Origin of the sequence: Mesorhizobium sp. YL-MeA3-2017 (genome assembly GCF_030814575.1) — a bacterium.
GTDB lineage: Bacteria > Pseudomonadota > Alphaproteobacteria > Rhizobiales > Rhizobiaceae > Mesorhizobium > Mesorhizobium terrae.
Map to the genome: position 1 here is coordinate 2959819 of NZ_JAUSVH010000001.1, position 21106 is coordinate 2980924.

22 protein-coding genes are annotated in these 21106 nt (G+C 63.3%); 9 read left to right on the forward strand and 13 right to left on the reverse strand.

Annotated elements, in window-relative coordinates; translation table 11 throughout:
- Positions 1 to 91 precede the first annotated feature (91 nt).
- On the forward strand, positions 92 to 4417 hold the full coding sequence (locus QFZ88_RS14210) for a cytochrome P450 (RefSeq protein WP_024923376.1): 4326 nt from the start codon (positions 92 to 94) through the stop codon (positions 4415 to 4417).
- A 50-nt stretch (positions 4418 to 4467) separates the two neighbouring features.
- On the opposite strand, the gene QFZ88_RS14215 is transcribed toward QFZ88_RS14210, so the two are convergent.
- From QFZ88_RS14215 to QFZ88_RS14230, 4 genes are all read right to left on the reverse strand, one after another.
- Complete coding sequence (locus QFZ88_RS14215; protein WP_024923377.1) at positions 4468 to 5148, reverse strand: Crp/Fnr family transcriptional regulator; 681 nt, start codon at positions 5146 to 5148, stop codon at positions 4468 to 4470.
- Positions 5149 to 5311: 163 nt separating this feature from the next.
- A complete protein-coding gene (locus QFZ88_RS14220) occupies positions 5312 to 5578 on the reverse strand; it encodes a response regulator transcription factor (protein ID WP_024923378.1) in 267 nt (88 codons plus the stop codon).
- Between the two features lie 150 nt (positions 5579 to 5728).
- Positions 5729 to 6043 carry a quaternary ammonium compound efflux SMR transporter SugE gene (gene sugE, locus QFZ88_RS14225; RefSeq protein WP_024923379.1) on the reverse strand — a complete coding sequence of 105 codons (315 nt, stop codon included), beginning with the start codon at positions 6041 to 6043 and terminating at the stop codon, positions 5729 to 5731.
- A gap of 133 nt (positions 6044 to 6176) precedes the next feature.
- Positions 6177 to 6302 (reverse strand): hypothetical protein, encoded by a 126-nt coding sequence (locus QFZ88_RS14230; RefSeq protein ID WP_137900324.1) that lies wholly within the window; start codon positions 6300 to 6302, stop codon positions 6177 to 6179.
- Between the two features lie 150 nt (positions 6303 to 6452).
- On the opposite strand from QFZ88_RS14230, the gene QFZ88_RS14235 reads away from it, so the two are divergent.
- Positions 6453 to 6863, forward strand: a complete 411-nt coding sequence (locus tag QFZ88_RS14235; RefSeq protein WP_024923380.1) for a GFA family protein — start codon at positions 6453 to 6455, stop codon at positions 6861 to 6863.
- Between the two features lie 12 nt (positions 6864 to 6875).
- On the opposite strand, the gene QFZ88_RS14240 is transcribed toward QFZ88_RS14235, so the two are convergent.
- Entirely contained in the window at positions 6876 to 8141 is a 1266-nt protein-coding gene (locus tag QFZ88_RS14240; RefSeq protein WP_024923381.1) for a DNA recombination protein RmuC, read from the reverse strand.
- 102 nt (positions 8142 to 8243) lie between these two features.
- Between QFZ88_RS14240 and def the strand changes: the two genes are divergently transcribed.
- Genes def through truA form a run of 4 tightly spaced genes read left to right on the forward strand, consistent with a single transcriptional unit; the run spans position 8244 to position 10989 of the window.
- Positions 8244 to 8774, forward strand: a complete 531-nt coding sequence (gene def / locus QFZ88_RS14245) for a peptide deformylase (protein WP_024923382.1) — start codon at positions 8244 to 8246, stop codon at positions 8772 to 8774.
- A gap of 8 nt (positions 8775 to 8782) precedes the next feature.
- On the forward strand, positions 8783 to 9718 hold the full coding sequence (fmt, locus tag QFZ88_RS14250) for a methionyl-tRNA formyltransferase (protein WP_024923383.1): 936 nt from the start codon (positions 8783 to 8785) through the stop codon (positions 9716 to 9718).
- Positions 9715 to 10224 (forward strand): GNAT family N-acetyltransferase, encoded by a 510-nt coding sequence (locus QFZ88_RS14255; protein ID WP_024923384.1) that lies wholly within the window; start codon positions 9715 to 9717, stop codon positions 10222 to 10224. Before fmt ends, QFZ88_RS14255 begins: the two co-directional genes overlap by 4 nt.
- A gap of 9 nt (positions 10225 to 10233) precedes the next feature.
- Positions 10234 to 10989 (forward strand): tRNA pseudouridine(38-40) synthase TruA, encoded by a 756-nt coding sequence (gene truA, locus QFZ88_RS14260; RefSeq protein WP_024923385.1) that lies wholly within the window; start codon positions 10234 to 10236, stop codon positions 10987 to 10989.
- Between the two features lie 26 nt (positions 10990 to 11015).
- Here the strand turns inward: truA and QFZ88_RS14265 are convergent, their stop codons facing one another.
- Complete coding sequence (locus tag QFZ88_RS14265; protein WP_024923386.1) at positions 11016 to 11597, reverse strand: Lrp/AsnC family transcriptional regulator; 582 nt, start codon at positions 11595 to 11597, stop codon at positions 11016 to 11018.
- Between the two features lie 48 nt (positions 11598 to 11645).
- On the opposite strand from QFZ88_RS14265, the gene QFZ88_RS14270 reads away from it, so the two are divergent.
- Positions 11646 to 12842, forward strand: coding sequence for an MFS transporter (locus tag QFZ88_RS14270; RefSeq protein ID WP_024923387.1), 1197 nt, complete (start codon positions 11646 to 11648; stop codon positions 12840 to 12842).
- On the opposite strand, the gene QFZ88_RS14275 is transcribed toward QFZ88_RS14270, so the two are convergent.
- Together QFZ88_RS14275 and dapE are read right to left on the reverse strand one after the other, a co-directional pair.
- Complete coding sequence (locus tag QFZ88_RS14275; protein WP_024923388.1) at positions 12839 to 13435, reverse strand: hypothetical protein; 597 nt, start codon at positions 13433 to 13435, stop codon at positions 12839 to 12841. The genes QFZ88_RS14270 and QFZ88_RS14275 overlap by 4 nt on opposite strands.
- Before the next feature lie 12 nt (positions 13436 to 13447).
- A complete protein-coding gene (gene dapE / locus QFZ88_RS14280) occupies positions 13448 to 14635 on the reverse strand; it encodes a succinyl-diaminopimelate desuccinylase (RefSeq protein WP_024923389.1) in 1188 nt (395 codons plus the stop codon).
- Between the two features lie 140 nt (positions 14636 to 14775).
- On the opposite strand from dapE, the gene QFZ88_RS14285 reads away from it, so the two are divergent.
- Positions 14776 to 15795: a 2-dehydropantoate 2-reductase gene (locus tag QFZ88_RS14285; RefSeq protein ID WP_024923390.1), complete on the forward strand. Its 1020-nt coding sequence runs from the start codon at positions 14776 to 14778 to the stop codon at positions 15793 to 15795.
- 30 nt (positions 15796 to 15825) lie between these two features.
- On the opposite strand, the gene QFZ88_RS14290 is transcribed toward QFZ88_RS14285, so the two are convergent.
- From QFZ88_RS14290 to dapD, 3 genes are all read right to left on the reverse strand, one after another.
- Positions 15826 to 16995, reverse strand: coding sequence for a GGDEF domain-containing protein (locus tag QFZ88_RS14290; RefSeq protein ID WP_024923391.1), 1170 nt, complete (start codon positions 16993 to 16995; stop codon positions 15826 to 15828).
- A gap of 121 nt (positions 16996 to 17116) precedes the next feature.
- Positions 17117 to 17488: a DUF805 domain-containing protein gene (locus QFZ88_RS14295; RefSeq protein WP_024923392.1), complete on the reverse strand. Its 372-nt coding sequence runs from the start codon at positions 17486 to 17488 to the stop codon at positions 17117 to 17119.
- A gap of 105 nt (positions 17489 to 17593) precedes the next feature.
- The gene (dapD, locus tag QFZ88_RS14300) at positions 17594 to 18448 is read right to left on the reverse strand and encodes a 2,3,4,5-tetrahydropyridine-2,6-dicarboxylate N-succinyltransferase (protein ID WP_024923393.1); all 855 of its coding nucleotides are present in this window, start codon (positions 18446 to 18448) and stop codon (positions 17594 to 17596) included.
- Positions 18449 to 18586: 138 nt separating this feature from the next.
- Here dapD and QFZ88_RS14305 point away from each other — a divergent pair, with 138 nt between their 5' ends.
- Complete coding sequence (locus tag QFZ88_RS14305) at positions 18587 to 19426, forward strand: LOG family protein (protein WP_024923394.1); 840 nt, start codon at positions 18587 to 18589, stop codon at positions 19424 to 19426.
- Here QFZ88_RS14305 and QFZ88_RS14310 read toward each other — a convergent pair.
- Together QFZ88_RS14310 and QFZ88_RS14315 are read right to left on the reverse strand one after the other, a co-directional pair.
- Positions 19414 to 20295 carry a DUF817 domain-containing protein gene (locus QFZ88_RS14310; protein WP_024923395.1) on the reverse strand — a complete coding sequence of 294 codons (882 nt, stop codon included), beginning with the start codon at positions 20293 to 20295 and terminating at the stop codon, positions 19414 to 19416. The genes QFZ88_RS14305 and QFZ88_RS14310 overlap by 13 nt on opposite strands.
- Positions 20292 to 20999, reverse strand: coding sequence for a pyrimidine 5'-nucleotidase (locus QFZ88_RS14315; protein WP_024923396.1), 708 nt, complete (start codon positions 20997 to 20999; stop codon positions 20292 to 20294). Before QFZ88_RS14315 ends, QFZ88_RS14310 begins: the two co-directional genes overlap by 4 nt.
- Positions 21000 to 21106: the final 107 nt, after the last annotated feature.

The following is a 21106-nucleotide window of genomic DNA, read 5'->3' on the forward strand; positions in this document are numbered from 1 at the left end:
CGGAATGAATGTGAAGCGGATCACTTACCCGGCCCGAATCGGGCCGTAGCATCATCGGCGGGTTTTTCAGGGCGTCCGGGGGATCGAGAACATGGCCTTTGCCTTCAAATATTATGAAGGGGTTCTCAAAGGGCAGGCCGAGCTGTCGTTGAACGATGCGGCGCCGCCATTCGACATCGAGCGGATGCGCGGCAAGCCGGGTTTCGTTTCGCGCCTGATAAAGGGCGGTCTCGAAAAACCCGACTGGTGGCTGGGTCTCTTTCGGCGCTTCTGGCCGCGTGCGCGCCTCGGCAGGGTCGTGTTGCTCACGCGCTTCGAGGACGTGCGCGAGGTGCTCGAGCGCGAGGCGGATTTCGAGACGCCCTATGGCATGGAGATGCGCGAGTTCGGCGGCGGCGCCAATTTCATTCTCGGCATGAAGGACAGCGAAGCCTACCGCCGGCAGAAGTCGGCGGTTCTCACGGCTTTTCCGCCGAGGGAGATCGAGGAGCGCGTGCGGCCGATTGCCAGGGAGAACTCCCGGCAGATCGTCAAGCGTGCCGGAGAAAAGTTCGACGCCGCCGGCGAATTGATGCGCATCGTTCCCGTCCGCATCTGCCGCGACTATTACGGGCTGCATATCGAGGACGACCGGCAATTCGGTGACTGGGCGCTTGCGCTCTCCAACATCTTCTTTGCCGATGCGACCGCCGACCGCACGACGCGGGAACTGGCGGTGGCTGCCGCGCAGAACATGCTGGCTACGATCAATCGGTCGATCGACCTGATCATCGCCAAGGGCAAGCCGGACGACCGGCCGCTCGGCCGCCTAGTCCAGATGCTGAACAAGGGCGAGGTTTCCGGTCGGGACGAAATCTGCTCGATCATGATGGGCATGATCACCGGCTTCATGCCGACCAATCTGCTCGGCGGCATCAATTGCCTGGATGTCGTGCTGGACAAGCCGGAAGCGTTTGACTGCATCCGCAAGGCAGTGCTTGCGGAAGACAATACGCGCCTGGAAAAGGCGATCGTCGAAGCGATGCGCTTCAAGCCGATCTGGATTTGGCCCTGGCGTTATGCCGCCGAGGACAGGACCATCGGAGCTGGGCGCTCGCGCCCCTTTCGCATCCGCTCCGGAACGACCGTTCTCGCCGCCACCCGGTCGGCCATGTTCGACACGTCGAAGATTGCCGATCCCTGGACTTTCAATCCTGATCGCAACCCAAGCGAAAGCATGGTTTTCGGCCACGGCATCCACACCTGCATCGGTATTGCGATGGCCCGCGTCCAGATCGGCGAGGCTTTCAGGGCGCTGTTCGAAAAGCCCGGCTTCCGCAGGGCGCACGGCAAGGAAGGCAAGCTAGTAAGGATAGGCGCCTATCCCGACACGCTGATGGTGGAATTCGACCAGCCGGCCGAGAACCGGCAGACCGATCAGGCGCTCGTCACCGTCTGCGTGCCCGTCCGGCCGGGCGTCGATGCGTCGCGGCTTCAGCAGGAGATCGACACGCTTGGCAACCCGGCGACCGACGTCCTGAAAGCGAGCCTCGACAAGACGGCCGCGATACACTTCGCCAGCCTTTCGGCGGTTTCCACCGCCGATGGCGAGGCGCGGCAAGACGGCGGTCTCTATCTGATGTTGGAACTTTCCGGGGACGGAACAAGGCGCCAGGTGATCAAGACGTTCGCCGAGGCCACAGCCACCCAGTTCCAGCCGCTGTTCGAGCGTTTTTCCGCCGTCCCGCTCAAGGGCTCGTTCGAGGCTTTTCTCCAAAAGCACACGATCGATGTGTCGCCGCAATTCGGTAGCCTGTCGGGCCTCGTGTTTGCGGGCACGCCGGGACACTCGGTTTCCCGTATCCAGGCCGAAGCGGCGCTGGCCGACGAAGCCAGCAACATCGTCGAGGGGCTGACCGGCTTCCAGGGGCCGCCGGCAGCGGAGATCCTGAAGACCGTTCGGACCCAACTGGCTCAGGACAGCCGCTTCGATTGGGCATTTGCGCCGGCGCCAAGCCTGCTCGAAAAGCCGGGCGGTTCGCTGGGTTCGACATTCTTCCACAGCGTCTTCAATCTACGCACGGCCCTGCCGCTGGCGATCCTTGTCGCCATCCTCACTTTCCTGACCTATGCGATGATGTTCGATGCGAGCGGCGGCTGGTTTCGCATGGCGGCGCGGATCGGCTCGTCCCTCGTCGTCGCCGTTGGCGGGCTGGTTCTCACCACCCTGGCGCTGGCGACGGCGATAGCCGTCTGGTTGAGGCGCATCGAGCAGCGCGACGACGTCAGCGCAACCGGCATCAGCCTTGACGCGCTCAAGCAACTGCAGCAGCGCGAGGATGCGGACGGCTATACCCAGAACCACATGACGGCGGTCTCGATCATCAAACCGGGCATGCTTCGCGTCTTCCTGCTGGGCTTTTCGTTCTACATCATTTCGATCGCCGCCAGCCGGGCGTTCCGGCCGGGTTATCTCGGCGACATAAACACGATCCATTTCGCGCGCTGGGTCAGGATCCCCGGTACCAACCGGCTCGTCTTCTTCAGCAACTACGGCGGGAGCTGGGAAAGCTATCTCGAGGATTTTGTCACCAAGGCGTCCGCAGGTCTCACCGGCGTCTGGAGCAACACGAAGGGGTTTCCGCGCACACGCTTTCTGTTCCTGGACGGTAGCCGTGACGGTGACCGGTTCAAGCGCTGGGCGAGGGCGGAGCAAATACCGACATCGTTCTGGTATTCGGCCTATCCCAAGCTGAACACCACGCTGATCCGCAAGAATTCGCGCATCCGCCAGGGCTTGTGCGCGGCGCGCATGAGCGAGGCGCGCGACTGGGTGAGCCTGTTCACCTCACTGCCCCGGCAGGACGGGATCAAGCTGTCTTTGCCACAGAAGCTGCTCAATCAGGCCGAGGACACGGCCGTGGAAAGCCTGGAGAATGGCGAAATCCAGTCGCTCGTCTTCGGTCCGCTCGGCAATCTCGAACACGCAAAGATGTTTGCCTTCGCAGTCGGCGACAAGAGTTCGGTTGAGCAACGTGAAGGCCTGCTGGACTATCTCGTCTCGCATGTGAGTTTCGGCGATGCTAAGCCGGCCGCGCGCGCGATGTTCTGTGTCTTCGGGCCGGACGGCCTGAAGAAACTGGGCCTTGCGGGCAATGCAAACAGCGATCCGCTTGCCAGCTTCCCATTGGCCTTCCGGCAAGGCATGGCGGACCAATATCGCAGTCGCATTCTTGATGACCGGGGCGACAGCGCGCCCGAGCTTTGGCGCTGGGGCTCGGTCGCGACGCCGGTCGATCTGGCGATGGTCTGTTATGCCGCCACCAAGGAACTGCTCGATGAGATGGGGCTCGAGATGGGCAATCTCGCGGCGCGGTCGGGGCTGGTGCCGAGAGCGGTGATACCGCTGTCGATCGAACGCGGCGCCGCCAAATGTCCGGTCGGAGATCCGGCGCGGAAAGAGCGTGAAGACAGCCCGATGGCGAGGGAGCATTTCGGCTTCGTCGACGGCATATCCCAGCCGGTGATCAAAGGCACCAGGCGTAGGAGAACTCATAATTCGAGCCCGATTCACCAGATCGCCGCCGGCGAATTTCTGTTCGGCTATCGCGACGAACATGGCTTCTATCCACCAAGCCCGACGACGCCGGCCGAGTTCGATCGCGAAGGGCGTTTGCTGGCGATCGACGATGGTGGGCAGCCCGTTGCCGGCGCTGCTTCGATGCATGATTTCGGCCGCAACGGGTCGTTCGTCGTCATCCGCCAACTTGAACAGCATGTCGATGCATTCAACGACTACTGTCATCGAGAGGCGGCGGGCCTGCGCAGCTTCAAGGGTTTCGAAGGGGTCGATGCTGAATGGATCGGCGCCAGGATCGTCGGCCGCTGGAAGAACGGCTCGTCGCTCACCAGGAATCCGGACAGCCCCGGCCGTGAACTCGACAATCAGTTCACTTACGGAGCGGAGGACCCTCAGGGGCTGCATTGCCCGTTGGGTGCTCACATAAGGCGCTCCAACCCGCGAGACTCGCTGGGCACCGATATCGATACCCAGCTTCGCATCTCCAAGCGCCACCGTATCCTGCGCGCCGGCCGCAGCTACGTCCTGGACAAGGGCGAAGGCACCGCAGCCGAAAAGGGACTGCTGTTCATCTGCTTCAACGCGAGTTTCGAACGCCAATACGAATTCATCCAGCAGACCTGGATGTCCGCGCAAAACTTCCACGGCTTGCGCGGCGAAAAGGACCCGCTGATCGGCAGGCAGCGGGTTGAGGGAGAACCCAAGGAGGCGAAGGGGCGTTTTACGATCCCGCGCTGGGAAGGAGCGGTCGAGCTCACCAATCTGCCGTCGTTCATCACCATGCGCGGCGGCGGCTATTTCTTCATGCCGAGCCGCGCCGCTTTGCAATATCTGCGCTGGCGCATGCGTGGGGGCTGATTGCCGTTGAGGCCAATCGGAGGCGGCTCGTCCGCCCTGCCAAGCACGGCTCAGTCGGAACCGACATGCCGCAAGCGGCTTGGATCGTTCACTTTGACATGGCCGCGTTTAGTCGCGATCAGGGCGCGACCACGCCAATCGTTGAGCAGTTTGTTGACCGATTCCCGCGTCGCCCCGAGCGTCTGTGCAAGCTCGGATTGCGAGATCGCGATCCAGCCGGAAGCGTCGGAAAGCCGGTCGTTCAGATGCAACAGGCGTTTGGCGAGCCTCGCTTCGATCCCGAGGAAATTGTGGTCGCCCAGTTCCTCGCTGACCCACCTCAGCCGTTTGCACAACAATTCGATGATGGCGCGGCCGAGCAAAGGATCCTGCTCGATGCGGTCGAGAACCTGTTTGCGGGTGAGCGAGACGATCGAACAATCGGATCTGCAGATGGCCGTCGCCGTCCTGCGCCCACCGTCGAGCACGCCGATTTCGCCGATCAGGCTCGGTGGAAACTGGAGATTGGCGACCAGCTTGTCGCCGCCGGTCGAGTAGATCGAAATCTCGACCGAACCGCCAAGCAGGCCGTAGATGCGGTCGGAAGGATCGTCCTGGAGAAAAAGCAGCCGCCCGGCGGCGTATTTCTCGGGCTTGGCGTCGCCGAACATCCTGTCCAGCAAATCCCGGTCATAATGGGCGAAGCCGGCAAGCGCCTGCTTTGGTTCCTGATCCAGACTGGTCATCAACATCGGTGCCCCCAAAGCCCGATTTCAATTCAAACGAAAAGATTGCGCCTTCATTTCCTTGCGAATTCCAGCGAAGCCCTTGGGCGAGCGAAAGTATACGCGCAATAACGCGCCTTGAACAGCCGGTCGTCATGGCATGTCCGGTTCGCTTGGCCGGCTCCGCAGCCTAGGGCATTGCGGGCTCCAGCCTGCTCAAGGCGATATTGCCTCTCATTGTCGCCATCATCGCCGCCTGGGTATGGTTTGCCACCCCAAACTTGCTCATGATCTGACGGACACGCATCTTGATCGTCGATACCCGCGTGCCGAAATCGCGGGCGCGGATGGGGTCGCTGAAGGAGAGCTGGTCATGGACCATCGCCGCGATGCCGGCGCGCTTTAGCGCAAGCGCATCGACCACCAGCACAACAGCTCTTTTTGCGGCCCCAGCCATTTGTCGGTTCCTCCGGGCTCGCAGGTGCCTGTTCCTGCAATGCCGGAGTTCGCCTTTTCCATATCGGTAACCCATCCATGGCACGACGCAAACGTCTTGGATGTGAGGCCTTTCACACCGCGAAGATCCACGGCGGGTGTCCCGCTTCCGTCAGGCGGCCACCTTGAGGCCGATGATGCCGGCGACGATCAGTGCGATGCAGCTCAGTCGCACGGCGGTTGCCGGTTCGCCCAGAAGCCAGATGCCGAGCAGCGCTGTTCCGACCGTGCCGATGCCGGTCCAAACCGCATAGGCTGTGCCGACCGGCAATGCCTTCAGCGCCAGACCGAGCAAGGTCAGGCTGATGATCATCGAAACGACGGTGAGGATGGTCGGCGTAAGCTTGGTGAAACCTTCGGTATATTTCAGGCCGATTGCCCAGCCGATTTCGAAAAGCCCAGCGAAGAACAGGTAGGTCCATGCCATGATGAAACTCCGCGTCTGAACGCCACCAACCGCGTTCCGGGGAGAGAATGTTTCCCACCGGGCGGGGGATTGATTGGCAAGACGGCCGGCGCGGCGTCGCGCCGGCTGCCTGAGGTTGCCGCGGTCCGCGGCCTCACTTCTCCTTGATGCGGGTCGCCTGCACGGGCGGAGCCTTTATCGCCGGCGCTGCCGCGGGCTTCTTGGCATCCTTCTTCGGCTTTCTGGCTTCCTTGCCAGGTCTCATCGAACCTTTGGCCATGATTCGCTCCTCCATTGGGACAAACACAAGTGAAACAACAGATCGCGAAAAGAGCAAGGCACAGGCGTCTATCGATGGCGCCAGATTGCAACAGACGTTGTCCGGCTGTCTGGCCGCGCTAGATTGCTGGAAGAAACGAGGAGGACGACCATGAAGATCGACGGCGGCTGCCATTGCGGCGCGATTGCCTATGAAGCGGAGGTCGATCCCGACAAGACATCGATCTGCCACTGCACCGATTGCCAGCAGCTTACGGGCACGGCTTTCCGGGTGACGGTACCTGCCCCGGAGGCGCAGTACCGGATCACCCGGGGCGCGCCGAAAATCTACATCAAGACGACCGCGGATAGCGGAACGCCGCGCGCCCATGCTTTCTGTGCCGATTGCGGTTCGCATCTCTACGCCACATCGGTGGGAGACGGCCCGAAAGTTTATGGCATTCGCGCCGGCACGGCCAGGCAGCGGCAGGAGCTGCTGCCAAGGGCGGAGAAGTGGCACGCTTCGGCGCTGCACTGGCTGCCGCGATTTGAAAGTGTCGAGGTCACTTCCGAAGGAGCATAAGCTCGCAGCACTCTAGCTGTCGTCGCCTTCCACAACCCGCAGCCTCAGCTGACCGGTCTTGGAATCAGCGGTGCGCGAGACGGGCTCATGCTTGTGTTGCCCGTCCGCTTTGTTGGCCTCGTCTGCTCCTTCCGCTCCCCCGAACTCCAGCGCCTCGATCTTCTGGCCGCGTTTGGTGACCTTGGAGGAGGAGACGAGTATATCGTCGATGTCTTTTGAGGCCTGGCCGAAATGGGTTTGCAGCTTGCGCACCCGCTCGTCGAGCCGCACGACATCTTCCATCAGGCGGATGACCTCGCCCTGGATCAGATGCGCCTGTTCGCGCATCCGCGCATCCTTGAGGATCGCCTGGATGACCTGGATCGACAGCATCAGGAGCGATGGCGAGACGATGACGACACGGGCCCGATGGGCACGCTGCACCAGCGCCTCGAAATGCTCGTGGATTTCGGCGAACACCGATTCCGACGGCACGAACATGAAGGCGGTGTCCTGCGTCTCGCCCTGGATCAGGTATTTTTCGGCGATATCGCGGATATGGACCTCGATATCGCGCCGGAACGATTGCGCCGAGACCTTCTGCAGCTCGGGGCTCTCCGCCGCGCGGATGGCGTTCCAGGCTTCAAGCGGAAACTTGGCATCGATGGCGAGCGACGGCGCGCCGTTCGGCATCTTCACCACGCAATCCGGCCGGCTGCCGTTCGACAGCGTCGCCTGGAATTCATAGGAGCCGTGCGGCAGTCCGTCGGCGACGATCGCTTCCATGCGCGACTGGCCGAAGGCGCCGCGCGTTTGCTTGTTGGAGAGGATCGCCTGCAGCTGCACCACTTGCCCGGCAAGCGACTGGATGTTGCCTTGCGCGGTATCGATCACCGCAAGCCGCTCCTGCAATTTGGCCAGGCTTTCATGGGTCGATTTCGTCTGCTCGGTCATGGTCTGGCCGATGCGCCCGGTCATGGTGTCCAACCTCTGGCCGAGCGATTGCGTCAATTCGGCCTGGCGGGCGCCGAACACGTCGGCCAGCGCGCCCATGCGCCCTTGCATCTCGGCCTGCGATTGCAGGATGCCGGCCATGCGCGCTTCGGCATCGCGGGCATGATCTGCGGCTTCCGCCGCGGCGACGCTGCGCGCCTTGGCCGCGCGCCACAGCGCCACGATCAAGGCAACGAACAGGACAAAGACAAGCAGCACGACGAAGCCCAGCGCCTGGCCGAGCGAAATCGTGGTCGCGCCAAGCCGGGCGACGGGTTCGGAGAGGATGGAGCCGAGGTCGTTCATTGCGCCAGCATAGCCGATTCTCGAGGCTCGCAAAGATCAAAACGTGAACATGGCGACAGCAGCGCAGTTGACGCTTTCTTTGCAAGGTTTTAGGTGAGCGGTATGTCGATCAAGCCGCTCATCATTCTTCCCGATCCCGTCCTGCGTCAGGTTTCCAAGTCCGTCGAGCGCATCGACGAGCCGTTGCTCAAGCTGGCCGATGACATGCTGGAGACCATGTACGATGCACCGGGCATCGGCCTGGCCGCTATCCAGGTCGGCGAGCCGCTGCGCATGCTGGTGATCGATCTCGCCAAGGAAGGCGAACCGCCGGCACCGCATGTCTTCATCAACCCCGACGTCCTGGAAAGCGGCACTGAGCGCTCGGTCTACGAGGAAGGCTGCCTGTCGATCCCCGACTACTACGCCGAGGTCGAACGGCCGGCCACAGTCCGCGTCCGTTATCTCGACCGGGATGGGCGGCTCCAGGAAATCCAGGCCGAAGGGCTGATGGCAACCTGCCTGCAGCATGAAATCGACCATCTGAACGGCGTTCTGTTCATCGACCATATTTCGAAGCTGAAGCGCGATATGGTGGTCAAGAAGTTCAAGAAGCTCGCCCGCGACAAGGCGCCCAGCCGGCTGGCTGGCTGATCGGGTTCATGACGCTCCGCATCGTCTTCATGGGGACACCGGATTTTTCGGTCGCGACGCTGCGCGCGCTGGCCGAGGCCGGGCACGGCATTGCCGCGGTCTATACGCAGCCGCCGCGCGCCGCCGGCCGGCGTGGACTGGAATTGACGCCATCGCCGGTGCAGCGCGAGGCCGAGCGCCTCGGCATTGCCGTGAGTACGCCTGTTTCGCTGAAGAACGAGGCGGAACAGCAGGCATTCCATGCGTTGAACGCCGATGTCGCGGTGGTTGTCGCCTATGGATTGCTGCTGCCCAAGGCGATCCTCGATGCGCCGCGCCTGGGCTGTCTCAATGGTCACGCCTCGCTTTTGCCACGTTGGCGTGGTGCAGCACCGATCCAGCGCGCCATCATGGCCGGCGATGCCGAGACCGGCATGATGGTCATGAAAATGGAAGCTGGGCTGGACACCGGCCCAGTCGGATTGGTTGACAAACTGGTCATCGATCCCGACATGACGGCTGGCGACCTGCATGATCGCCTGATGGCGGCAGGGGCCAGATTGATGGTCGATGCGCTGGCCCGGCTTGAAACCGGAACATTGAGCTTTGTGGAACAGGCCGCCGATGGCGTGACCTATGCGACAAAGATCGATAAAACGGAAACCCGGATCGATTGGACCCGCCCGGCGGGCGAGGTTCACGACCATATCCGGGGCCTGTCGCCTTTTCCGGGTGGATGGTGCGAGGCCATGATCGGCGGCCGTGTCGAACGGCTGAAGTTGCTGCGTTCGACTGCCGCCGAAGGCGCGGGGGAACCGGGAGGAATTCTCGACGACCGGCTGACGGTCGCCTGCGGAGCAGGCGCGGTCAGGCTGGTCGAATTGCAGCGGGCGGGCGGTAAGCCCGTAACCGCGCAGGAGTTTCTGCGCGGGGCCAAGTTGGAAAAAGGAATGAAATTGTCATGAGCATGATGTCGATACGCGCGGCGACGCCGCGGGACCGCGAGGCAATCCGCCTCGTCGAAGAGCATGCCTTCGGCCAGCAGACCGAAGCAGGCCTGGTCGACGCCATCGTTTTGGAAGGCAACGCGGTGCTGGAGCTGGTCGCCGAGGAAGATGGCCAGGTGGTTGGCCACATCCTGTTCTCGCGCCTCTATGTCGAGAACGGCGGCAAGCAGTTCCCGGCCCTGGCGTTGGCGCCACTCGCCGTGGAGCCCGACTTCCACGGCACCGGCATTGGCGGTGCTCTGGTACGCGAGGCCCATATCCGGCTGAAGGATGCCGGCGAGAACCTGTCGATCGTCCTGGGCGATCCGGCCTATTACGGCCGCTTCGGCTACAGCCACGATCGTGCAGCCGGTTTTGCCTCGGAATACCAGGGCGAAGCGCTGCAGGCGCTGGCCTGGGGCGAGGCGCCCGAAAACGGCGAACTGGTCTACGCTTCGGCCTTCGGCACCGCGCTCGCGGCCTAAGCTCACTGCATGCCCCGCTATCGCCTCGACATCGAGTATGACGGCGGGCCTTATGCCGGCTGGCAGCGTCAGGCTGCCGGCCAGCACACCGTGCAGGCGGCGATCGAACAGGCGATCGCGCTGTTCTGCGGTGACGCGATTTCGCTGCGCGGTGCCGGGCGCACCGACGCCGGCGTGCATGCCACCGCCCAGGTGGCTCATGCCGACCTGTCCAAAGCCTGGCCGGACGACACGGTGCGCGATGCCGTCAACGCCTACCTTCAACGGGCGGGTGAGCGCGTCACCATCCTGAAGGCCGCTGTCGTGGCCGACGATTTCGACGCGCGGTTTTCGGCGACCGGCCGGCACTATCTCTACCGCATCGCCAACCGCCGCGCGCCGCCAGCATTGGACAAGGGCAAGGTGTGGTGGGTGCCCAAGCGCCTCGACGCCGAAGCCATGCATGAGGCGGCCAAGGTGCTCATCGGGCGGCATGACTTCACCACTTTCCGCTCGACGCAATGCCAGGCCAACAGCCCGCTGCGCACGCTTGCGCGGCTGGATGTGAGCCGCGACGACGAGACGATCGAGATTCGGGCCTCGGCGCAGTCTTTCCTGCATAATCAGGTGCGTTCGATGGTTGGTTCGCTGAAACGCGTCGGGGAAGGTGGCTGGTCCGCGACGGACCTCAAGGCGGCGCTGGAGGCGCGCGACCGGGCAGCCTGCGGCCAGGTGGCGCCACCCGACGGCTTGTTCCTGACCGGCGTCGACTATCCCAATTCGTAATTCCGCCGGTCGTCGGATGCTCGTGTTCAGTTGGTATCGACCTTGGAAATGGTATTGACGCTGCCGCGATGCTCTATCGGCCGCGCCATATGGCGCGGCATTGGCCAGACCTTGGTCGTACCCGGCTGCACCGGCCGTTCCAGATAGGTCGACAGCACCACATAGCTGCGCGTCGCGATGACACCCGGCGTGTCGTATAGTCTCGCCAACAGGCCTTCCAGCGCGTACGTGTCCCTGGCGCGAACCTTGAGCAGCATGCAGGCGTCGCCGGCGACGGAGTGGATCTCTTCCACCTCAGGATAGGCGGAGATCGCCATGAGCTCCGGCGTCTTGCCCCAGCCGCGTGTGTCGACATGGACGAAGGCAAGCAGCGGCTTGTTGACGGCCACAGGGTCGATCAGCACCGACGTGCTGCGAATGGCACGGCTGCGGCGCAACCGCTTCACCCGCTCATGTGCGGCCGGGGCGGAAAGACCGACCTTTTCACCGAGTTCGGCATAACTCACGGTGGCGTCCTCGCACAGCGCGCCTAATAGCTTTCGGTCCATATCATCGAGGTCGCGCTCCGGAATGATGTTTTGCCGAATGCCATCTGTTTCTTCATCCATCTTGAAGATTCCTCTTGAGGCTGAACATCGTTCAACCATCATGCGCCTATGACAAAGACAGATCAATCATCCGCCATCCCCTTGGACACGACCGCGCGGCTGCCCGCCGTGACCTATGTGCTGACCTTCTGCATCGCCGTCATCGGCTCCAATTCGCTGGTGCTGGGTCCGATCGCGCCGGAAGTGGCCCGTTCGCTCGGTACGAGCGTTGCGCTGGTGATGTCGGCATCGGCCGCTTTCGGGCTTGGTACGGCCGCCAGCGCACTTCTGATGGCGCGCCATGTCGACAGGCTCGGTGCCCGGCGCATGCTGCTTGGCGCGCTTCTCGGACTGGCGGCGGCGTTGGCGCTGAGTGCGCTTGCGCCGGCGGTGCCCGCTCTGGCCCTTACCCAGCTCGCTGCCGGCGTCGCATCGGGCATTGCGCTGCCGGCAATCTATGCCGGCGCGGCGGCGGTGGCGCCACCCGGTCGCGAAAGCCGCACCATCGGCGTGGTTCTGACAGGCTGGACGCTCAGCATGGTGGCCGGCGTCTCATTGTCGGCGCTGGTTGCCGACCTTGTCCACTGGCGGGCGGTCTATGCGGTGGTGGCGCTGCTGGCGTTCGGCGCCTTTGCCACACTGAAGACGAGCCGGTACCGCGATGCACCCGCCGCCGGCTCCGCGCCGTGGCCGTTGGCGGCGCTGCGCATCGGTGGCGTGAAGCCGCTGCTGGTTGCCTGCGCGGCCTTCATGAGCGCGTTCTACGGCATCTATGGCTATCTGGGCGATCATCTGCACAGCGCTCTCGGCGAGCCGGTCAGCGCCAATGGGATCGTCGCGCTGGTCTATGGCATCGGTTTTGGCGCCGCGGCTTTGCTGGACGGCGTCGTTGACCGGTTGGGCGCACGGCGTGTCATGCCCTTCGCTTTCCTTGCCGTCGCCGCCGTCTATCTCGGCTTCGCGCTGGCAGGTGGCAGCTTCGCCTTCGTCCTGGTCATTACTTTCCTGTGGGGCCTCAGCAACCACTTCGGCCTGAACGTGCTGATCATGCGGTTGGCGGCGATAGACCCGGCGCGGCGTGGCACGATCATGGGGCTGAACAGCGCCGTCACCTATCTCGCCGTTTTCGCTGGCACGACAGGCTTTGGTCCGCTCTATGCCTCGCAGGGTTTCGAGATGGCGGCGCTTGCCGCCCTGGTCCTGATGCTGGTTGCCGCCGCCGCCGGCAGCTGGCGTTTGCCTGCCTCGGCAACCCCGCGGAACTAGTCGCCCAGCGCGGGTATGTTCAAGAGTTGCGTCAATGCGAACAGGACGAGCAGCGATGTGACGAACATGCCCGCGAAGACAGCGGTGCCCATCGCCCCGCCCTTGCCGATCGCCGTGGTGGTCATGCGCCAGCTGAACACCTGCGAGAGAAAGAAGAGCGATAGCGAAATCAATTGGCTTGCCTGATCGGTAGCCGGAAGAAACATGTGAACGAGTGCTGCCGGCAGCGTCAGCCATGCGATGATGGCCGAAGCCCAGTTGCTGGCCACGACGTAGTGCACGAAGCGCCCGCTCAATCCGGCCCGAGGCGCGATCGCAGCCAGCGCCAGCAGTGGTAGCACCCAGATGCCGATATCGACCATGGCCAGCTTCAGCATCAAGATGAAGCGGCTTAGGGAAGGATCGGCGGTGGCGATGGCGTTGGCGGTGCCGACCCAACCCACGATCATGGCTGGCACGGCAACGACAATCGCGAAGAAGGAATTCCAGAAACCGTCGGCTGAAAGGTCGAGCAGGCGCAGCCCGTCGACCTTTCCCAGCATCAAGTGCCAGGCGCCGGTCAGCGACGATTGGATGTCATTCGCCGAAAGCATGATGCGGCTCGCCTATCCGAACCAGTCCTCGATGAACCGCTGGTAGATCGCCGTCAGCGTTTCGAGATCGGCCAGCGCCACCCGCTCATCCACCATATGCATGGTCTGGCCGACGAGGCCGAATTCGACGACCGGGCAATAGTCCTTGATGAAGCGTGCGTCGGAGGTGCCGCCGGACGTCGACAGCTGCGGCTTGCGGCCGACGACGGCGGCGACGGAACCGCTGAGTGTCTCGATCAGCTTGTCGTCGCGGGTCAGGAAGACGTGGCTCGGCCGGTCCTTCCAGCCCAATTCGAAGTCGATCGGTTCCTTGCGGCCCTTGCGGTACTTCTTGCGGCCGCTGGCGCTATCCAGCCGGTTGTGGATCTCCGCCTGCACGGTCTCGGCGTCCCAGGTGTCGTTGAAGCGGATATTGAAGGTGGCGGTCGCCCGGGCCGGGATGACATTGGTCGCGGCGTTGCCGACGTCGATCGAGGTGATTTCCAGATTGGTCGGCTGGAAGTCCTTGGTGCCCTTGTCGAAGACTGGATTGAGCAACGCGTCGACTATCGTCATCAGTCCCCGTACCGGGTTGTCGGCGAGGTGCGGATAGGCGACGTGGCCCTGGCGTCCGTTGACGGTGACGGTTCCGGACAACGAGCCGCGCCGGCCGATCTTGATCATGTCGCCGAGCGTGTCCGGATTGGTGGGTTCGCCGACGATCGAGGCATCCCACTTTTCGCCCTTGGCGGCGGCCCATTGCAAAAGCTTCACCGTGCCGTTGATCGACGGGCCTTCCTCGTCGCCGGTGATCAACAGCGAGACCGAGCCTTTCGGGCCGCCTTTCTGCACGACATGGCGGGCAAGTGCGGCGATGAAGCAGGCGATGCCGCCCTTCATGTCGACGGCGCCCCGGCCATACATCTCGCCATTGGCGATCGCCGCCGAGAAGGGCGGATGTGTCCAGGCTGCTTCGTCGCCCACGGGCACCACGTCGGTATGGCCCGCGAACATCAGGTGCGGCCCATTGCCGGAACGCCGCGCGTAGAGGTTTTCCACGTCGGGCGTGCCGTCTTCCTTGAACATCGGGCGCTCGACGGTGAAGCCGAGCGGTTTCAGCATGGCCTCGATCGCCGACAGCGCGCCGCCTTCAGCAGGCGTCACGGAAGGACAGCGGATGAGCGTGGCGAGGTTGGCGGCGGGGTCGGTCGGCAGGGTCATGAGCGCAGCGTTATTCGAAAGATGGGAACCTGTCACGGTCCTTGAGGGTGAGAGACTTGCGGTCCCTCGCGGAACCGCTTGAAATGGCCGGCAACGGCTGACGCGAGATAGTACTGCCTTCAGCTTGCTTGGAGATTGCGATGACAGTGCGCGATGCATCCATTGTTGTAGCGGGCGCCGGCAGCATCGGTTGCTATGTCGGAGGTTGCCTGGCCCTGGCGGGACGCAAGGTGACGTTGCTGGCGCGTCCGCGCGTCGAACAGGCTTTGCGGCGGGGCGGACTGCGCATCACCGATCTGGAGAAGCGAGACCGGCGCCTGAACCAGCCGGCATTTGCAGTCGAGACGGTCGCGGACATCGCGCTGAAAGGCGCCGATATCGTTCTGGTGACGACCAAGAGCGGGGCGACCGAGGAGATGGGGCGTCTCATCGCCGCGCATGCTCCCGGCCACGCGGTCGTCGTCAGTCTCCAGAATGGCGTCGACAATGCCGACCGGTTGGTTGCGACCGCCGGCGGCCGGCAAATCCTTGCCGGCATGGTGCCTTTCAATGTCGTGCAATGGGAAGACGAGGTTCCGTTCAGGGTGCATCGCGCCAGCGAGGGTGCGATGCTGATCGAGGCGGGGGCTCCTGGGCTTTCCAGCCTGCTCGATGTCGAGGGACTTGCCACCGCCACCCATGCCGACATGCGTTCGGTGCTCTGGGGCAAGCTCCTGTTCAATCTCAACAATGCGCTGGTGGCGCTTTCCGATCTGCCGCTTGCGACCGAGCTTTCGGACAGGCGCTGGCGCCTGTTGCTGGCAACGCAGATCGCCGAGGCTCTTAGCGTGATGAAGAAAACCGGGATCAGGCCGGGTCGTGTCGCCGGTCCGCCGCCGGCCTTGTTGCCGGCCATATTGAGGCTGCCGGATTTCCTGTTCACGCGGCTGGCCAAACGCATGCTGGCGATCGATCCGCAGGCGCGCTCGTCGATGTGGGAAGACCTGCAACGCGGCCGCACCACCGAAATCGACGAGTTGCAGGGCGCCATTCTTCGCCTCGCCGCCAGGGCCGACACGCGTGCGCCGCTGGTGGAGCGGATCACCGCCCTGGTGCGGGAAGCCGAGCGAAACGGGCGTGGGTCGCCGGGGTTGGCCGTCGAGGCGATTGGCCGGGTCTAACCCGCCCGTCACGTTGCTCGCCTGAGAGGCTCAACAGGCGTTTGACAGATGCGCGCGATGGCGGCCCTTGCCGGCGCGCTTGGCCTCGTAAAGCGCGAGGTCGGAACAGGTCAGCAGGCCCTCCGGCGTATCGCCATCGACCGGGGCGCGAGCGCTGCCGATGCTGAGGCCGACATAGACGGTTGTCACCACCTCGATGTCGAAAGGCTCGGCGATTGTCTCGATCGCGCGCCTTGCCAGATGGGCTGCCTCGATCTCCGATGTCGTGGGCAAAAGCACGATGAATTCGTCGCCGCCGATGCGGAACACCATGTCGGTTGCCCGGAACGTATTCGTCAGTCGCTCGCCGACACGGCGCAGCAAACGGTCGCCGGCGGCGTGGCCGTAGCTGTCGTTGATATGCTTGAAACCGTCGAGATCCATGCTGAGCACGACAAAGGACTGGCTGCTGCCGGCGGCGCGCGCAGCCAGCCGCTTGCACATGCGATGCAGTTCTTCCTGGAGCAGGATGCGGTTCGGTAGCCCCGTCAGCGCATCCCGCACCGCAAGGTCGCGATTGTCGAACTCGGCGCGGATCATGCGCACGCTGATGGCGTGATTGTGGACAAGGACGCCGATGATGCCGGCGACATAGAAGGGGAGCTGAAGCCCCACCACCATCATGCCGCGCGAGGGCGAGAAAAGCGCGCCGAACATGAAAGGCAGGACGACCGCCAGCATGACCAGGATTGCATAGCGTGGCGTCGCCGCATTGCGCGACGAGACGACGCCGATCACGCCGGCGACGTTCAGCGCGGCGAGTACGGAGAGGACGAGGTTCTCGCTCGCGACACAGCCGAAACAACCCAGCCCGAAGATGATGGACCACGTGCCGCCGGCCGCCATCAGTGCACCGAGCGGCGGATCTTCGCCACGCTGTCTTGCGGCCTCGCAGCGCCGGATCAGCGTGAAGCGATACGCCAGCAGTGCGAGATCGGCCGCGATCCACAACCAGGGCCACCAGGCGCCGGTGAGAATGATTGTCGTTCCCGCCAGGATGAGAACGCTCAGGCTGGCGAACAGGATCGCAAATTTGCGGTCGTAGGTCGTTTCGAGAAGGCGGGCCCGGATGGCGGCCGGCTGGTGTCTGAGCGGAGCGGAGAACCAGGCGAACAGACGAGCCGCCCGATTGTCGCGGTCATTCCGGGGAGCTTTCGCCAAGTCTGCCAGTCGGTTCACCCAACGCCATCATGACACCCGTTTTTTCTTGCACGGGTCGATTAAGAATCTCTTAGGATTCTAATTTAGCATGATGGAATGCGCGCCTGGGCGTCGACCACCCTTAGCCGCGGTCGTTGGTGCGCGCGCCGTAGCGGTTCGGGCCGGGCATGCCGGGAAACAGGCATAATACGACGAAGGCGATGATGGAAATCACCGGCACGAACAGCACCAGCGCGACCAGACCGGGCTTCTCGAGATCGTGCAGACGTTTGACGGCGAGCGCGATGTTCGACCAGAGCGAGCCGATGAAGGCGACGAAGAAGGTCAGCGCCCACATGTTGCTTTCCGGCGTGCCTTCAGGGACCAGCGTGAAACGATAGAGCGGGAAGGCCTGCACGATCGCCACCAGCAGACCGCCGAGAAAATAGGCCGCGCGGCTGACCCGTCCCGAGACGCTGAAGAAAAGCCAGACGAGTTGCGATTGGTCAGCCACTTGGGTGCAGTCCGTCCTGGTTATCGGTTCGGCGTTCGCCTTGCAGCGTCGCGGGCGCGACAAGGGTGCCGAGCCCGCGACAGGTAGGGTTGCTTGGCGTCGATATCAATCGCGAAGCAGCTCGTTGATCGAGGTCTTCGACCGGGTCTGGGCATCGACACGCTTGACGATGACGGCGCAATAGAGGCTCGGACCCGGCTCGCCGTTCGGCAGCGGCTTGCCCGGCAGCGAGCCCGCCACCACCACAGAGTTGGCCGGCACTTCGCCGTAGAACACTTCGCCGGTGGCGCGGTCGACGATCTTGGTCGACTTGCCGATAAACACGCCCATGCCAAGCACGGAGCCCTCGCGCACAACGCAGCCCTCGACCACTTCCGAACGCGCGCCGATGAAGCAGTTATCCTCGATGATCGTCGGTCCGGCCTGCATGGGTTCGAGCACGCCGCCGATGCCGACGCCGCCCGACAGGTGCACGTTCTTGCCGATCTGCGCGCAGGAGCCGACCGACGCCCAGGTGTCGACCATCGTGCCGCTGTCGACATAGGCGCCGACATTGACGAAGGACGGCATCAGGACGGCGCCTGGCGCCACATAGGCGGAGCGCCGCACCACCGCCGATGGCACGGCGCGGAAGCCGGCCTTCTCGAATTCGAGCGAGCCCCAGCCATCGAACTTGGACGGAACCTTGTCCCACCACGAGGCGCCGCCGGGCGCGCCAGAGATCAATTCCATCGGCCTCAGGCGGAAGGACAGAAGCACCGCCTTTTTCAGCCACTGGTTGACCTGCCACTGGCCGTCAGCCTGCCGTTCGGCGACGCGTGCCGTGCCTTTGTCGAGCAGTTCCAGCGCCGATTCGATGGCGTCGCGCACCGCGCCGCGGGTAGCAGTCGAAATGCCATCGCGCTCCTCGAATGCCTTGTCGATGGTCTTTTCAAGGCTCGCCAGATCGGGCTTCGACATCAAATGCTCCGTTACCATGCAGTGAAAGGCCGGCTCTTAACCTGTTTGAAAGCCGCGCGGACCCTATTTGATGGGATTGTGAGGGTCAATCGCAGCTGCGTCATGGGACGACGCTCGAAGGGATTTGGACGGGTGGATATGAACCCAATGGATAAGACTGGCTGGACGCCACTGCCGCATTCGGACGAGGATCTGGAGCGCGCCAGGAGCGTTCCCGACACGCCGCAGACACGCGCCTCCACTTACAGGCTGGCCTGGAACGACGAGGACTTCATGACGCGGCGCGAGCTGCGCCCGGTTCGCCTGCAGCTTGAGCTGCTGAAGCCGGAGATGATCCTGGCGGAACGCGGCATCCGTTCCACGGTGATCCTGTTCGGCGGCGCTCGCATCCCGGAACCGGGAGGAGAAGCGTGGGCCGCGAAGAACGAGACCCAGAAACGCAACCTGGAGAAGAACAGCAAATATTATGACGAGGCGCGCAAGTTCGCCCGTCTGTGCTCACAGCACTCCGCCGCTTCCTATTATCGCGAATTCGTCGTGGTCACCGGCGGTGGCCCGGGCGTGATGGAAGCCGGCAATCGCGGCGCCGACGATGTCGGTGCGCCGTCCATCGGCCTCAACATCGTTCTGCCGCACGAGCAGGCGCCGAACCCCTATGTGACGCCGGAACTGTGTTTCAACTTCCACTACTTCGCCATCCGCAAGATGCATTTCGTCATGCGGGCGAAGGCGGTGGCGGTATTCCCCGGCGGCTTCGGCACGATGGACGAGTTCTTCGAGACGCTGACGCTGATCCAGACCGGTCGCATGGAGCGGGTGCCGGTGATCCTGTTCGGCAAGGAATTCTGGCGGCGCGCCATCGATCTCGAATTCCTGGCCGAGCAAGGCACGATCACGCCCGGCGATCAGGACATCATCGATTTCGTGGATACTGCGGAAGAGGCCTGGGACATCATCCGACGCTTCTACAACCTCTGAGGAGCTGGGCCCGGTTCGATCTGGGCCATCGCTTGCGGCCGGTGCACCAGTGTCACCAGCACGAAGGAGATGATCATCAGCAGGTACCACGCGCCGAGCTTGTGGATCGAAACCGGTGTCCAGCCTTCGCTCTGGCTCGGGTAGATCCAGGCGCGCGACCAGGTGCCGATGTTCTCCGCGAACCAGATGAACAGCGACACCAACAGGAAGCCGAGCAGCAACGGCATCCTGTGGCGGAAACGGAAGACGCGATAGTGCACCGTCGTCCGGAGATAGATCAGCGCGGTCGCCGCAAACAGCCCGTAGCGAATGTCGACGGTGAAATGGTGCGCGAAGAAATTGACGTAGATGGCGGCGGCGAGCATCGCCGTCGCCCATAGCGGCGGATAGCGGGTGTAGCGCATGTCGAAGATGCGGCTGACACGCGCGAGATAGGAGCCGACGGCCGCATACATGAAGCCGGAAAACAGCGGCACGCCGCCAATGCGGAAGAAAGCGTCTTCGGGATAGATCCACGAACCGGCCGAGGTTTTGAACAGTTCCATCGCTGTGCCGACGATATGGAAGACGAGAATGACCTTCGCTTCGGAGATGGTTTCCAGCTTGAAGCCGAGCATGGCGAGCTGGATCGCAAGGGCCGCCAGGAACAGAAAGTCGTAGCGAGCGAGTATTGCCTGCTCCGGCCACCAGAATTTGGTGCCCAGGATCAGCACGAGCATGGCGCCGCCGAACAGGCAGGCCCAGCCCTGCTTCAGGCCAAACACCAGGAATTCAACCGCCGCGCCGTAAAAACCCCTGGCCGGCAGCCGGTCCAGTACGCCATGGGCAGCGGCATCGATGACCGCCTCGACGGAGGTGAAGCGTTTCAAGCGGCTTTGTCGATGATCGTTGAAAGGAAGCCGCCGAGATCGTCGGTGACGTAGTCGACGTCGTCGACATTGTCGGGATCGCGTTCCCAGATCTCGGAGAAGGTCGGCTCGAAGTTGCGCGGAACCACGAGCACCGTCATCATGCCGAGCGCCTTCGGCACGGCGAGGTTGCGGGCGAGATCCTCGAACATCACTGAATTCGGCCCGCTGACGGCATGCAGCGCCGCGAACTTCTCATAGGTCTGGCGCGCCGGTTTCGGCGTCAGTCCGGCGGCGACGATGTCGAAGATGTCGTCGAAATGGTCGAGGATGCCGAGCTGGCGGGCGGCGCGCTCGGCATGGCCGCGATCGCCGTTGGTGAAGATGAACTTGCGGCCGGGAAGCTGGCGGATGGCGGTACCGAGAACCGGGTCCGGCACCAGCCAGGAATAGTCGATGTCGTGCACCTTTTCGAGGAAATCGTCGGGGTCGATGTTGTGGCGTTCCATAAGCCCGTTCAGCGTGGTGCCATATTCGAGATAGAGTTCCTTCTGCAGCTTGCGCGCGTCCTCGCGTGAAAGCGTGAGCAACTCGGCAACATAGGTGGTCATCTTCGCATCGATCTGCGCGAACAGATTCGAATGATGTGGATAGAGCGTGTTGTCGAGGTCGAACACCCAATCGGTGACATGGGCGAAGCGGGCGGGATCGGGGGATTGGGTCATGGCGCTGTTATGGCACGAAACGGAGGCGACGGGAGACTTTATCCACCGCTCATGCGCGTCGAGTGCGGCCAAAGTGGCGCGGCGATTCAAATTTTAGCTGTCGCTTA